12 protein-coding genes and 1 other annotated feature are annotated in these 14,197 nt (G+C 62.7%); of the genes, 10 read left to right on the top strand and 2 right to left on the bottom strand.

Annotated elements, in window-relative coordinates:
• The first annotated feature begins 18 nt into the window (after positions 1 to 18).
• From AC4QBL_RS14345 to AC4QBL_RS14360, 4 genes are read left to right on the top strand one after another with little or no spacing between them, the layout of a single operon-like run.
• Positions 19 to 825 carry an SDR family oxidoreductase gene (locus AC4QBL_RS14345; protein WP_472900724.1) on the top strand — a complete coding sequence of 269 codons (807 nt, stop codon included), beginning with the start codon at positions 19 to 21 and terminating at the stop codon, positions 823 to 825.
• Positions 826 to 857: 32 nt separating this feature from the next.
• Entirely contained in the window at positions 858 to 1,241 is a 384-nt protein-coding gene (locus AC4QBL_RS14350) for a dihydroneopterin aldolase (protein WP_472900723.1), read from the top strand.
• 5 nt (positions 1,242 to 1,246) lie between these two features.
• Positions 1,247 to 2,260: a tRNA 2-thiocytidine(32) synthetase TtcA gene (gene ttcA / locus AC4QBL_RS14355; protein ID WP_472907396.1), complete on the top strand. Its 1,014-nt coding sequence runs from the start codon at positions 1,247 to 1,249 to the stop codon at positions 2,258 to 2,260.
• Between the two features lie 43 nt (positions 2,261 to 2,303).
• Positions 2,304 to 2,993 (top strand): DUF4136 domain-containing protein, encoded by a 690-nt coding sequence (locus AC4QBL_RS14360; protein ID WP_472907397.1) that lies wholly within the window; start codon positions 2,304 to 2,306, stop codon positions 2,991 to 2,993.
• 23 nt (positions 2,994 to 3,016) lie between these two features.
• Here the strand turns inward: AC4QBL_RS14360 and AC4QBL_RS14365 are convergent, their stop codons facing one another.
• The gene (locus AC4QBL_RS14365) at positions 3,017 to 5,389 is read right to left on the bottom strand and encodes a hybrid sensor histidine kinase/response regulator (RefSeq protein WP_472907398.1); all 2,373 of its coding nucleotides are present in this window, start codon (positions 5,387 to 5,389) and stop codon (positions 3,017 to 3,019) included.
• A 152-nt stretch (positions 5,390 to 5,541) separates the two neighbouring features.
• Here AC4QBL_RS14365 and AC4QBL_RS14370 point away from each other — a divergent pair, with 152 nt between their 5' ends.
• The 6 genes from AC4QBL_RS14370 to AC4QBL_RS14395 all read left to right on the top strand — a co-directional run bounded on the left by AC4QBL_RS14370 (position 5,542) and on the right by AC4QBL_RS14395 (position 12,888).
• On the top strand, positions 5,542 to 6,180 hold the full coding sequence (locus AC4QBL_RS14370) for a histidine phosphatase family protein (RefSeq protein ID WP_472907399.1): 639 nt from the start codon (positions 5,542 to 5,544) through the stop codon (positions 6,178 to 6,180).
• A 225-nt stretch (positions 6,181 to 6,405) separates the two neighbouring features.
• A complete protein-coding gene (locus AC4QBL_RS14375) occupies positions 6,406 to 6,564 on the top strand; it encodes a type I restriction-modification system subunit M N-terminal domain-containing protein (protein ID WP_472907400.1) in 159 nt (52 codons plus the stop codon).
• Positions 6,557 to 8,398, top strand: coding sequence for an HsdM family class I SAM-dependent methyltransferase (locus AC4QBL_RS14380; protein WP_472907401.1), 1,842 nt, complete (start codon positions 6,557 to 6,559; stop codon positions 8,396 to 8,398). Before AC4QBL_RS14375 ends, AC4QBL_RS14380 begins: the two co-directional genes overlap by 8 nt.
• Complete coding sequence (locus AC4QBL_RS14385) at positions 8,395 to 10,326, top strand: DUF8451 domain-containing protein (protein ID WP_472907402.1); 1,932 nt, start codon at positions 8,395 to 8,397, stop codon at positions 10,324 to 10,326. The genes AC4QBL_RS14380 and AC4QBL_RS14385 overlap by 4 nt, the downstream gene beginning before the upstream one ends.
• Entirely contained in the window at positions 10,323 to 11,504 is a 1,182-nt protein-coding gene (locus AC4QBL_RS14390; protein WP_472907403.1) for a restriction endonuclease subunit S, read from the top strand. The genes AC4QBL_RS14385 and AC4QBL_RS14390 overlap by 4 nt, the downstream gene beginning before the upstream one ends.
• The gene (locus AC4QBL_RS14395; RefSeq protein WP_472907404.1) at positions 11,494 to 12,888 is read left to right on the top strand and encodes an AAA family ATPase; all 1,395 of its coding nucleotides are present in this window, start codon (positions 11,494 to 11,496) and stop codon (positions 12,886 to 12,888) included. The genes AC4QBL_RS14390 and AC4QBL_RS14395 overlap by 11 nt, the downstream gene beginning before the upstream one ends.
• Here the strand turns inward: AC4QBL_RS14395 and AC4QBL_RS14400 are convergent.
• Positions 12,864 to 14,095, bottom strand: a protein-coding gene (locus AC4QBL_RS14400) for an IS3 family transposase (RefSeq protein WP_472907405.1) whose coding sequence is annotated in 2 segments (ribosomal slippage) — positions 12,864 to 13,804 and positions 13,804 to 14,095 — 1,233 coding nt in all. Because the reading frame shifts where the segments join, the coding sequence is not laid out codon by codon here. The two genes, AC4QBL_RS14395 and AC4QBL_RS14400, sit on opposite strands and share 25 nt — an antisense overlap.
• Positions 13,698 to 13,814 (bottom strand) — a sequence feature (AL1L pseudoknot). (Overlaps the previous gene by 117 nt.)
• Positions 14,096 to 14,197: the final 102 nt, after the last annotated feature.

Below are 14,197 nucleotides of genomic sequence, written 5' to 3' on the forward strand. Positions count from 1 at the left end.
CCCTCAGATTGTCGCCCAATGTCCCTCGCTTCCCTCCCTGCGGCTGCTGCACAGCCTGCGCACCGCACCGTGCTTGTGACCGGCGCGGGCAAACGCCTGGGCCGCGAAATTGCCCTCAAGCTGGCCAGCGCCGGCTGGAACGTGGCGGTGCACCACCGCCATTCGGTGGCCGACGCCCAGCAAACCGCGGCCGACTGCGACGCGCTGACCGGCCGTGCAGGCAGCGCCCACCCGTTCTACGCCGACCTGGCCGATGAGACCAGCGTGCGGGCCCTGCTGCCCGCGGTGGTGGCGCATTTTGGTGCGGTGGATGCGGTGGTCAACAGCGCGTCCACCTTTGAGCACGACAGCGCCGAGAGCTTTGGCTTTGCCGCCATGGAAACCCACCTGCGGGCCAACACGGGTGCCGCCGTGCTGCTGGCCCAAGCGCTGCACGCCCACCGGGTGGCGGTGGATGGCCAGGGCGACGCCGCCGTGGTCAACCTGCTGGACCAGAAGCTCTGGAACATGAACCCCGACTTTTTCAGCTACACGCTGTCCAAGGCGGCGCTGGAAGCGGCCAACACCATGCTGGCCATGGCGCTGGCGCCGCGCGTGCGGGTGGTGGGCGTGGCCCCGGGCCTCACACTCACCAGCCACATGCTCAGCGACGACAAGTTCGAGGCGCTGCACCGCCAGTCGCCACTGGGGCGCTCGTCCACCCCGGAAGACGTGGCGGCCACGGTCGCGTTTGCGCTGGACAACCGATCCATCACCGGCACCACCTTGCTGGTGGACGGTGGCCAGCACCTGATGCGCTTTGAACGCGACTTCTCGCTGATGTAACCCGCCTCGAGGCCCAACCTGTACCGTCCGTCATGAACACACCTTTCGCGCCGCAGGCCGGCACCCAAATACTGGCCCTCACCGGCCTGCGCTTCGACGCCAACCTGGGCATTTTGGAGCACGAAAAAACCAGCCCGCAGCCGATTCAGGTGGACGCCGAGCTGAACCAGGGCACGCAGCCGCTGCTGCCGCACGACGACGACATCAGCCACGTGCTGGACTACCGCAAGGTGCGCCAGCTGATCATTGACGAATGCACCGCCGAACACGTGAACCTGCTGGAAAGCCTGATTGGCAAACTGACCCGCCGACTGATGCAGATGCCGGGTGTGGTTGGCGTGCGGGTGAAAATTGCCAAACTCGAAATTTTTGACGACTGCGAAGTGGCGATTCGCATGGAAAGTGGCCAATGGTGAACACGATGGAAACCACAACGAACGCCCCCGGCTGGATCGACCCCACCCTGGACGACGCCAGCCCCACCGAAGCACCGGCCGCCGAATACGGTGCTGCGGGCAAGCAGCAGCGCGAAAACCACAAGCTTGAAAAACGCCTGTGCCGTGAAGTGGGCCGCGCCATCGTGGACTACAACATGATCGAGGAAGGCGACCGGGTCATGGTCTGCCTCTCGGGGGGCAAAGACAGCTACGGCATGCTCGACATCTTGCAAAAGCTAAAGGCACGTGCGCCCATCAACTTTGAGCTGATCGTGGTGAACCTGGACCAGAAGCAACCCGGTTTCCCCGAGCACATCTTGCCCGCCTACCTGACGAAACTGGGGGTGAAGTTCCACATTGAAAACCAGGACACGTATTCGATCGTGAAGCGCGTCATACCCGAAGGCAAAACGCTGTGCAGCCTGTGCAGCCGCCTGCGCCGGGGCATTTTGTACCGCGTGGCGAGCGAGCTGGGCGCCACCAAAATTGCCTTGGGCCACCACCGCGACGACATTTTGCAGACCCTGCTGCTCAACATGTTTTTTGGCGCCAAGCTGAAGTCCATGCCGCCCAAGCTGGTGAGCGACGACGGCCAGCACGTGGTGATCCGCCCCATGGCCTACGTGGCCGAAAAAGACCTGAGCCGCTGGGCCGAGCTGCGCGAATTCCCCATCATTCCCTGCACGCTGTGTGGCAGCCAGGAAAACCTGCAGCGCAAGCAGGTGGGCAACATGCTCAAAGAATGGGAAAAGAAGTTTCCAGGGCGCATTGAAAACATGTTTTCAGCCCTGCAAAACGTGGTGCCCAGCCACTTGCTGGACACCAAGCTGCACCCGTTCACCACCCTCAAGGCCACGGGTGTGGCCAGCGAAGACGGTGACAAGGCGTTTGACGAGGAGCCCTTGCCGGCTCCAAAATTTGACGCAGAGGACTTGCTCACGGACGCCGGGAACGCTACGGTCACCAAAGCCGTGATACCCATCGCCACGGCGCACTGATCCCTCTTTGGGGACTGGGCGCCACCCACCCGCCGGAGGCCCCATGACGAAACACCCGCTGCATCCCCCACAACGCACCACCCGGCTGCGCCCCATGACGGCGGCGTTGGCCGCGCTGGCGCTGAGCCTGTTGAGCGGTTGCGCCAGCGTGTACCTGGTGGACAACCAGGTGCAAAGCTTTGCGCGCTGGAGCGACGCCACCGCAGCAGCCTCGGCGGCCGTGCCGCAGGCGCCACAAACCTACCGCTTTGAACGCTTGCCATCGCAAGGCGCCGGGCCGGGCGCAACCGGGCAAGACGCACTGGAAAACCTGGCGCGTGTGGCGCTGGCCAAGGTGGGCTGGTCGGTGCACGACGCGCCCACGGCAGCCCCCTGGACGGTGCAAGTGAGCGCCGGCACCTTGCGGCTGCCCCGCGCGCCTTGGGAAGACCCGTGGGACGGCTACTGGGGCGGTTTGGGTTTTCCAGGGCGCGACTACGCGGTCACAGCCAGCGGGCACATCATCTGGTCGCCGGTGTTCATGCGCATGGACATGCCGTACTACAAACGCGAGGTGTCGCTGGTGGTGCGCCACGCGGCCAGTGCGCGGGTGGTGTACGAGTCGCGGGCGGCCCACGAAGGCCGCTGGAACAGCGCGCCCGAGCTGTGGAGCGCCATGCTCGACGCAGCCCTGCGCGACTTCCCCACGCCACCGGACGGTGTGCGGCAGGTCAACATCGAAGTGCCGCGCTGAGGCAGCGCAGGCGCCCGCCCGCTTCAGCGCGCTGCGCCGGTCGTGCGCTCCAGCAGTTCGCGTATGGCATCGCCCAGCGCGTCCATGCTGTCTTGTTTGCCCATCACCTCGGTCACGCCCGCCGCCGCCGCAGCGGTCAGCAGCTGGTCGTTCACATGGCCTGAAACAATGGCCACGCGCAAGCCGGGGCGCCACTGCGCCAGGGCGCTGGCCACGTCCACACCCGACATGCCGGGCATGTTCTGGTCGGTCACCACCAGGTCCAACGGTTCTTGTGGGTGGGCGCGCAGCCAGTCCAAGGCTTCTTCGCCCGAATTGAACGTGCTGGCGCGGTAGCCCTGCTTGCGCAGCAAGCGCCCCACCAGAAACACCATGGCCTCGTAGTCGTCGATGTAGACGATGTGCTTGCCCGGCGCCGCGCTGGCTTCGGGCGGCGCGCTCGGCGGTGGCGCATCTGTGGCCACCGCCGTTTCGGCGCCGGCCAGCGGCAGGTACACATCAAAGCGAGCACCCTCACCGGGGCGGCTGGCCAGCGCAATGGCGCCGTGGTGGGTTTTGACGATACCGTGCACCACCGCCAGCCCCAGCCCGGTGCCAGCACCCGGCGCCTTGGCGGTGAAAAACGGCTCAAAAATGCGGCGCTGAATGTCCGCGTCCATACCCGGCCCGTTGTCGGCCACGCTCAGGCAGGCGTAAGCGCCGCTGGGCAAATCGTCGCCCAGCAGCAAGGCCTGGGCGGCGTCCAGGCGCACCTCGCGCAGCGCCACGGTCACGTCGCCCGAGCGGCCCTCCATGGCTTGCCAGGCGTTGGTGCACAGGTTCATCAGCACCTGCTGCATTTGCGTGGCATCGGCCACCACCGGCAGCGTGGCCGACGGCAACCGGGCGACCAGCTTGATACCCGCCGGCAGCAGCGAGCGCATGAGGCCCAGTGCCTCTTCCACCAGGAGCGTGAGCGGCTGGAGCTGCATTTCCTGCGTCTGGCGGCGGCTGAAGGTCAGTATCTGCTGCACCAGCTGGCGCGCCCGAATGGCCGCACGGCTGATTTCGGTGAGGCTTTCCTGGGCCGGGTGGTGTTCGCCCACATCTTCACGGGCCAGCACCAGGTTGCCCAAAATGGCGGCCAGCAGGTTGTTGAAATCGTGCGCCACCCCGCCGGCCAGGGTGCCAATGGCCTCCATTTTTTGCGACTCGCGCAACTGCGCTTCCAGCGCACGCTGCTGGGCTTCGGCCTGCTTCAGTTCGGTGATGTCGGTGTGGGTACCCACCATGCGCAGGGGTTGCCCCGCGTCGTCGCGGGCAATCACCATGCCGCGCGAAAGCACCCATTTCCAGGTGCCGTCCTTGCATTGCACCCGGTGCTCGTTGCGGTACACCGGGGTCGTGCCGTCGAAATGCGCGTGCCGGTCGGCGGCCATCTTCGCCACATCGTCCGGGTGGGTACGTTCGTCGAGTGCGGCGGCCAGGTTGGCCAGATCGGAGTCGCCAAAGCCAAACATGGCTTTGATGCTGGGCGACAGGAATTCCTCACCCGTTTTCAGGTTCCAGTCCCACACGCCGTCGCCCGCGCTCTCCAGGGCCAGCCGCCACAGGGCTTCGCTCTGGCGCAGCGCCATCTCGGTCTGTTTGCGGTCGGTGATGTCGAGCAACACGCCCACCCGCACATGGCCCTCGTGGTCAGAGGCCACCGCACACGACCGGCGCAGCAGCCATTTGATTCGGCCGTCGGGCAGCACGATGCGGAACTCACCCACCAGATCCACGGGCCCCTGTGCAATCTGGTTCACATCCTGCTCCAGCTGCGGCTGGTCGTCGGGGTGGCGGTAGCGGGTCACCAGCATCGGGTCGCGCATCAGGTCTTCGGGCGAAAACCCGTAAATTTCTTGTACCCCCGGGCTGACAAACCGAAAGCTGCGCCATCCGTCGGGGGCCACATGCACCACAAACACCATGCCGGGTATCTGCGTCGTGATCAGGCGCAACTGCTCTTCGCTGTGGCGCAGCGCCTGCTGCGCGCGCACCGCTTCGGTGATGTCTTCGACCGTGCCCTCGTAATAACAGAGCTGCCCTTGGGCGTCGCGCACCGTGTGGGCGTTTTCGCTGACCCACAGGCGCTCGCCGCCACCGTGGCGGATCACCTCAGAGACAAAACCCCGCACAAAACCATGGTGCGCCAACAGGCTTTGAAACTCGGTGCGCCGGCCAGGCACCGTGTACCAATCGCTGCCGATGCGGTTGACGTTGGTCAGCATCTCGGCTTCAGACTCATAGCCGTTCAGGTGCACCAGCGCGGGGTTGGCACGCAGCATCTCGCCTTCCGCTGAGCTGCGGTAGGCGCCGATGGGCAAAAAATTGAACAGGGACGAAAAGTCTCCGGCCAAGGAAGGGTTTGGCATGGACATTTGCACATTCTGTCGCAAAGCCTTGCGGCGTTGCGTGAAAAATGAGGGGGATTCAACCCCCACCCATTGCGCAGCCGATCGAACAGCCAGCGCCGCCCGGCGCATGCCGGTACAGTGCGCTTTTGCACCCACCCAAGGACATCCCCTTGCAAGTCACCCGCATTTTGGCTGTGCGCCACGGTGAAACCGCCTGGAACCGCGACACCCGCATCCAGGGCCACACCGACATTGAGCTGAACGAACACGGCCGCTGGCAGGCACAGCAACTGGCGCAGGCGCTGCGCGAGGAGCCGATTGCCGCTTTTTACGCCAGCGACCTGAGCCGCGCCCACGAAACAGCGCAGGCCGTGACCACGCTGCACAGCGGCCAGGTGACCACCCACACGGGCCTGCGCGAGCGCTGCTTTGGCCGTTTTGAAGGCCACACCTGGGCCGACCTGGAAAGCCGCTGGCCCGAGGACGCGCTGGCCTGGCGCAAACGCGTGCCCGACTTCGCACCGCCCGGCGGCGAGTCGCTGGTGCAACTGCAAGCCCGTGTGGTGGCTGCGGTCACCGAACTGGCCGCGCGCCATCCCGGTGAACAGGTGCTGATGGTGGCCCACGGCGGGGTGCTGGACATTTTGTACCGCGCCGCCACCCGCCTGGAACTGCAGGCGCCGCGCAGCTGGGAGCTGACCAACACCGCCATCAACCGCCTGCTGTGGACCCCCGAAGGCCTGAGCCTGGTGGGCTGGGCCGACACCCACCACCTGCAAACCGGCGCATTGGACGAGCGCACAGCCTGAAGGACAGCCAGGAAGGATTAACCCGCTGACTGCGCTGGGCAACTGATGCCTTTGCAAGCATGGGATGCACTGGATTGATTCCCATGAGGGCAAGACAGCACGAGGCTGAAATCCTGTTGACGGAGCGCCGGCGACTCTGCTTCCACACGTTTTTTTGACATTGCGCGGATTAAACTGCCCGCTAATCGCCTCAAAACCTGGACAAAGAGTTCCGCAACCTTCCTCATGAGCAAATCCCACGAACTCTCCAACTTCATCTGGAGCATCGCTGACCTGCTGCGCGGCCCATACCGTCCGCCTCAGTACGAGCGCGTGATGCTGCCACTGGTGGTGCTGCGGCGGTTCGACTGCGTTCTCAACGCCTACCAAAGAAGCCGTGCTTGACAGGTTCACCAAGCTAGGCGGCAAGCACCATGGTGAAGCGCTCGACGGCATCCTGAATCAAATATCCGGGCAACGCTTTCACAACCATTCACCGCTGACCTTCGAGCGTCTGCTGGGTGATCCGGATAACGTTCACCTGCACCTGCAGAGCTACATCAACGGTTTTTCTGAAAACGTCCAGCGTATCTTTGACTACTTCAGTTTCAGCGACGAGATCAAACGGCTGCACGAGCACAACATCCTGTTCCTCGTGGTGCGCAAGTTCTGCGAGGTGGACCTTCACCCCGACTCGGTTGACAACATCCAGATGGGCTTGTTGTTCGAAGACCTGATCCGCCGCTTCAACGAACAAGCTAATGAGACGGCGGGCGATCACTTCACGCCGCGCGAGGTCATCCAGCTCATGGTCAACCTGCTGTTCATGCACGACGACGATCTGCTGACCAAGCCCAACACCGTGCGCACCCTGCTGGACCCAACCTGCGGGACCGGCGGCATGCTGTCTGAAGCGCGCAACTACCTGCGCGAGCACCAGATGGGTGCCCGGCTCTATGTGCACGGCCAAGACTTCAATAAGCGCTCGTATGCGGTGGCTGCATCCGACTTGCTGATGCGCACCGACCCGAAGGCGCTAGAGACCTCCGACATCAAGTTCGGCGACACCCTGGTCGATGACCAGTTTTACGGCAAACGCTTTGACTACTTCCTGGCCAACCCGCCCTTCGGCGTGGACTGGAAGCGCCAGCAGAAGGTTGTGGTTCTCGAACATGAGAAACAAGGCTTCTTCGGGCGCTTTGGCGCGGGAACACCACGCGTCAACGACGGCGCCCTGCTCTTCCTGCAGCACATGCTCAGCAAGATGGAGCCGGTGGACGCCGAGGCCGGAAAAGACGGTTCCCGCCTGGCCATCGTGTTCAACGGATCGCCGCTGTTCACCGGCGGCGCCGGCTCGGGCGAAAGCGATATCCGCAAATGGGTGATCGAAAACGACTGGCTCGAAGCCATCGTCGCCATGCCCGAACAGATGTTCTACAACACCGGAATCGGCACTTACATCTGGATCGTCACCAACCGCAAGGAAGAACGGCGCAAAGGCCAGATCCAGCTCGTGGACGCACGCGAACGCTGGCAACCCCTGCGCCGCAGCCTGGGCGACAAGCGCCGCGAGTTCTCTCCCCAGCACATCACTGACATCGTGCAGGAGTACGGTCCGATGTTGCCCAGCGAAACCTGCAAGGTGTTTGACAACGCCGACTTCGGTTACCACCGCCTCACCATCGAACGCCCGCTGCGTCTGAAGTTCCAGATCACACTGCAGGGCAAAGAGCGATTTCTCGACGCCTGCCCCAGCTTGCTAGACGACTTGCAGGCCATCGACGCTGCCATCGGCCGCGAAGCATCGCTGGACTGGAATGCCGTCTGGGAGCATGCTCAGGCCGTGTTGAAGAAGCTGAGCAGAAAGTGGCGCGCGCCGCAGGCCAAAGCCTTCCGCGATGCCTTCACCGAGATCGATCCTGATGCCGATCCGGTCATCCTCAAGCAGACCGGTAAGCAGGTCGAATACGAACCCGACGCCGCCCTGCGCGACTTTGAAAACGTGCCCCTGAAGGTGGACGTGGACCAGTACTTCCAGCGCGAAGTGATTCCCCATGTGCCCGACGCCTGGGTGGCCCACGACAAAACAAAGGTCGGCTACGAAATCAACTTCAACCGCCACTTCTACAAGTTCACCCCGCCGCGCCCACTGGCCGAGATTGACGCCGACCTGAAGAAGGCTGAGGCTGAAATCTTGCGCCTGCTCAGCGAGGTGACCACCGAGGCGAACGGCCAATGACGGCGCTGGAACTGCTGCAGAGCTTGAACCTGCTGGATGAGACCGAGCGAATCGAGGCCAAGCGCGCCAGCGAGGCCGGCAAATCGCTGCTGGAAACCGTATGCGCTTTTGCCAACGAGCCCGGCCTGGGTGGCGGCTGGTTGCTGCTGGGTGTGGTGCGTGAAGAGCTGGCCCTGTTTCCCAGCTACCAGGTGGAGGGCGTGCCCCAGCCCGACAAACTCTGCGCCGACCTCGCCACCCAATGCCGCGAGACCTTCAACCAGCCGGTGCGCATCGAACTGAGCACCGAGCAGGTGAACGGCCAAGCCGTGGTGGTGGCCTTTGTGCCCGAGGCCCAACCGCAAGACAAACCCGTTTTCTTCAAAGCCCAAGGCCTGCCCAAAGGCGCGCTGCGCCGCGTGGGCAGTGTGGACCAGCACTGCACCGAAGACGACCTGGCCGTTTTTTACCAAGGCCGCCAGCGCGACAGTTTCGACGCCAGCCAGGTGCCCGACGCCACGCTGGACGACCTCGCCCCCGAAGCCCTGGCCGACTACCGCCAGACCCGTGCTGAAGCCAACCCCGACGCCGAAGAACTGCGCTGGACCGACGAAGAACTGCTGCGCTCGCTCGGCTGCATCGGCAAAGACGAACAAGGCGCCTTGCGCCCCACCGTGGCCGGCGTCATGCTGTTTGGCAAGCCCCAGGCCCTGCGCCGCTGCTTCCCCATGACGCGGGTGGACTACATCCGCGTGCCCGGCCGCGAATGGGTGCCCGACCCCGAGCGCCGCTTCGACACCATCGAACTGCGCGACCCGCTCTTTCGCCTGATCCGCCGCGCCCAGGCCGCCGTGCTGGACGACCTGCCCAAAGGCTTTGCCCTGAAAGAAGGCGACCTGCAGCGCCAGGACAAGCCGGTGATCCCCCAGCGCGTGATCCGCGAAGCGCTGGTCAATGCGCTCATGCACCGCAGCTACCGCAGCCACAGCCCGGTGCAGATCATTCGCTACGCCAACCGGCTTGAAATCCGCAACCCCGGCTTCTCGCTGAAGTCGCCCGAGCACCTGGGCGAGCCCGGCAGCGAGCCGCGCAACCCGCGCATCGCCGCCGTGCTGCACGAAACCCGCTTTGCCGAAACCAAGGGCAGCGGTATCCGCGTGATGCGCGACACCATGGAGCAGGCCGGCCTCACGCCCCCACTGTTCGAGTCCGACCGGGGTAACGACCAGTTTGTGGCCCGCTACTTCTTCCACCACTTCCTGGGCGCCGACGACGTGGCATGGCTGGCCCGGTTCAAAGACGCCCAGCTCAGTCCCGACGAAGCCAAGGCCCTGGTCGTCGTGCGCGAGGCCGGCGCCATCGACAACGCCAGCTACCGCGCCCTGAACAAGGTGGACACCCTCAGCGCCAGCGCCGCCCTGCGCCGCCTGCGCGACGCCGGCCTTTTGCAGCAAAAAGGCCGGGGCTCGGCCACCTACTACGTGCCCGCCGAGCGGCTGGGCCTGGGCGAACCCGCAGCCGCAGGCGGCGCCCACAGCGCCTTGTCTAGCAACCACCGCGGCTTATCGACCAACCCGGACACCTTATCTAGCAACCCCGGGGTCTTATCTAGTAACCCCAGCGGCTTATCTAGCAACCCCTCGGACATCGACGGGCAAGACGCCGCCCGCACAGCCTTGCTCGACGACCTGCCCGGCTCCCTGGCAGCCCGCGTGGGCGCCATCGGCCAACGCCACCCGCCGCAAGAGATTCATGACCTGGTGGTGGCCCTGTGCAGCCAACGCGCCTGGCCGGTGGACGAACTGGCCCTGGTGCTGCGCCGCAACCCCGAGGTGGTGCGGCAGAACTACCTGCGCCCGCTCATGCGCGACGGTCGGCTGGTGATGACCCGGCCGCAAGAGCCCAACGATCCGCAGCAGGCGTATCGGGCGGTGGGGGGGACATTGTGATTCGTCTCAAATATTTAGCCCGATTCCAGAAAGGGCGCATTCCTCCGGAGCTATTTAAAGAGTCGGCCCCGCATCGCGTGCCCTATTTGTCAATGGAGTACTTGCGCAGCCAAACAGCATTCCCTGAGTTCGCCGAAACGGCAGGCGCGATCATCGCTCAGGATGGGGACATTATTTTGCTATGGGACGGCTCTAACGCTGGCGAATTTATTAAATCTAAATACGGTGTTGTGTCCTCGACGGCCGCACTAGCCAGAGTTACGAGAGTGATACCTGATTACTTTTTTTATCTATGCAAAACGCTGGAAAAAAGTATTCGAGCTGAGACCGTTGGCATGGGAATACCGCATGTGAATGGAGATTTTGTTGGCGATATTCAAGTGACATTGCCATCAAAAAAAAAGCAAAGCGATATCGCAGCTTTTCTTGATCGGCGCACAGACGAACTTGATCGGTTAATTGCCAGCAAACTACAGTTGCTTGGTCTGTTGGTCGAAAAGCGCCGCGCACTGATCGCCAATGCAGTCTCACGGGGCCTGAACCCGGACGTACCTATGCGCGACTCAGGCATCGATTGGCTGGGTCAGATTCCAGCGCATTGGCAAACAGAAAACACCCGGTGGCTGTTCAAAGAAATCGATGACCGGTCGGAAGACGGTTCCGAGGAATTGCTGACGGTGTCCCACCTAACTGGCGTCACGAAGCGCTCTGAAAAAGATGTGAACATGTTCCTGTCCGAGAGCAACGAAGGCTATAAGCGCTGCCGTGCCGGAGACCTGGTCATCAACACGCTCTGGGCATGGATGGGCGCCATGGGCGTGACGCGCCACGACGGTATCGTGAGCCCCGCCTACAACGTCTATCGACCGGTGCAGGCATTTGACCCGGGCTACCTCGACCACCTGGTGCGCACGCCGCTGTTCGTCGCCGAGATCACGCGCTATTCAAAAGGCGTCTGGTCATCGCGGATGCGCTTATACCCGGAAGGGTTGTACGAGGCGTCAATGCCCGTGCCGCCGCTCGCAGAACAGACGCAAATAGTTCGGGAAATTGCTCATCAAACTCAGTACATAGACGCACTGAGCAGTGCGACCAAAGATACCGTTGAGTTGCTGGAGGAGCGGCGAACGGCGCTGATCGCACAAGCTGTATCGGGAACGCTACTCAATGCAAATTGACTGCTTAACGCTCAATAATTTTCGGGGGCTGGTGAACAGCACACTGGATTTCACACCAGGCTTCAACCTGATTGTGGGCATCAATGGCGCCGGCAAGACCTCTGCGCTGGAAGCGCTGCGTATCGTCCTGGCCAGGTCTGTACCGGAGTTTGTCGATCGACAGTTAGCGTTCCCGGGTATCGGTTTGACCGAGGGAGACATCACTGTTGAACGTGGTGCCGCCGTCATCAACTGTAAACTGAGTCGCAATGGGCAGTCGTTCGATCTGGAAATTACAGAGCAACGGGTCGGAACTCAAGATGCCCTCAAAGTAGACCGGTACGGCGCTCACGGGACGCGGGATATTCCGGTGCCTCCAGGAGGATGGCGTTCACGTCGTCCTGTTGCTGGCGACTTGCGCCTGGACGGCACCTTGCGCGGGCAGACGAGTGGAGGCACGCAAGGAACCAAAGGGCTGGTTCCGCAACCCGACCCGACCATGCAGAAGCACGGTCCGAAACCTCTGGTGCTCTACCTTTCGGTAAGGCGCGCCATTGTTAATCACGGTGGTTCCCGAGGAAAAACTAGGCACCCGGCCTATCAACGTGCTTTTGTAGAAGACCGTGGATTGGCTGCGCAGCAGCTCACGGACTGGTGGCGCGGTCGCAAGGCGCTCACCGACGAAGACCCCAATTCGTGTGCAGCCAAGCAACTGGCCGCCGTAGAGGATGCTTTGCATTTGTTGCTACCTCAACTGGCGGAATGGGGGGTTGACGGCGATGAACTCATGGTGACCAAGGTGTTCGATATGGAACGTATCGACGCCAACGGTGCAACGACTGTTGAGCGTGAGAACCGGCGCATCCCCCTGCGAATGCTGTCTGACGGGGAGCGCAGCCTTGCAGCCATCGCCACCGACATTGCACAAAGACTGGTGCTGCTGAACGAAAATTCAGAAAACCCACTGACCGAAGGGACAGGTGTCGTCTTGATTGACGAGCTGGACTTGCACCTGCATCCGCAATGGCAACGGACCGTCGTGGAGGGACTCAGGTCTGCGTTTCCAAACCTGCAGTTCATCTGCTCGACACATTCGCTGTTCTTGATTCAGTCACAGCGCACGGGCAACTTGATTCGCCTGGACAACGTCGGTGATGAAGAGCGCCCCGCTGAAGCGTTTCATCAGAAGAGCATTGAGGACATTGCCGAAGAGGTACAGGGCGTCGAGATGCCGCAAAAGAGCCAGCGGTACTTGAACATGATGGCTGCAGCGGAGGCGTACTACAGCTTGCTGCGGCAGCAGACCGCAAGCCCCGCTGAACTGGAGGAATTGAAGCTACTTGAACCGCCCCGGGGATCGTGGAGGCCGTTTGGTTTAAGTCAGGTCGCCACCGTGGCGGTCTGACTGGCGAGTTGCCGGTAGTAGTTTGCCTCAGCTTCTGCCGGCGGTATGTAGCCGATGGGTCCGAGCAGCCTGTGATGGTTGAACCAGGACACCCATTCCAGCGTTGCCAGTTCAACCGATTCACGGGTTGGCCATGACCGTCGGTGAATCACCTCGGCCTTGTACAGCCCGTTGATCGTCTCGGCCAAGGCATTGTCGTAACTGTCACCCTTGCTGCCCACCGAAGGCTCAATACCGGCCTCGGCCAGCCGCTCGCTGTAGCGGATAGACACGTATTGAGACCCCCTGTCGGAATGGTGGATCAAGGCGCCATCGCGCTCAGGCCGCCTGGCATAGAGCGCCTGCTCCAGGGCATCCAGAACGAATTCCGTATGCATGGAGGTGCTGACCCGCCAACCCACAATGCGCCGGGCGTACACGTCGATCACAAAGGCCACGTACAACCAGCCTTGCCAGGTTGAAACGTAGGTGAAGTCCGACACCCAAAGTTGGTTGGGGCGTTCGGCTTTGAAGACGCGGTTGACCCTGTCCAGCGGGCATGGCGCCTTCATATCGCTGACGGTGGTGCGCACCACCTTGCCGCGGCGCACGCCCTGCAAGCCCAGGCGCTTCATCAAACGCTCGACCGTGCAGCGCGCAATCTCGACCCCCTCCCGGTTCATCTGTTTCCAGACCTTGTCAGCGCCATAGACCCGCATGTTGGCCTGCCAGACGCGCTCAATCTGAGGCAACAAGGTGTCGTCACGCTGGGCGCGTGCGCAGCGCAGCTCGGGATTGCGTTGATGGGCAGCGTGGCGCCAGTAGCCTGACGGGGCGATCTGCAGCACTTTGCAGATCGACTCGACCCCATAGGCCTGTCGATGCTGATCGACGAAGTTGTTCAGGACTTCAGACGGCGGTCGAGCTCCGCCTGGGCGAAAAATGCGCTGGCGAGTTTGAGGATCTCGTTGGCCTTGCGCAGCTCCTTGTTCTCGCGTTCAAGTTCCTTCAGGCGCTGCAACTCGGTCGTCGTGACGCCGGCCCTGGTGCCGTTGTCGATCTCATCGCGCTTGACCCATTCGTTGAGGGTCTGGGGCACGCAGCCGATCTTGGGTGCGAGGGATTCGATGGTTGCCCACAGCGAGGGGTAATCGCCGCGGTGCTCACGCACCATGCGAACAGCCCGTTCGCGGATCTCGGGGGAAAACTGGTTTGACTTCTTGCTCATGGCTCAATCCTCTCAGAGAAAAGAGCCTCCTCAAAACCCGGGGCGGTTCAACTGCTGGACGAACTGGCAGTACCTTTCTCTGATGATCCAGCGTTCCAAGCC

The sequence above is a fragment of the Hydrogenophaga sp. L99 genome (genome assembly GCF_058731905.1).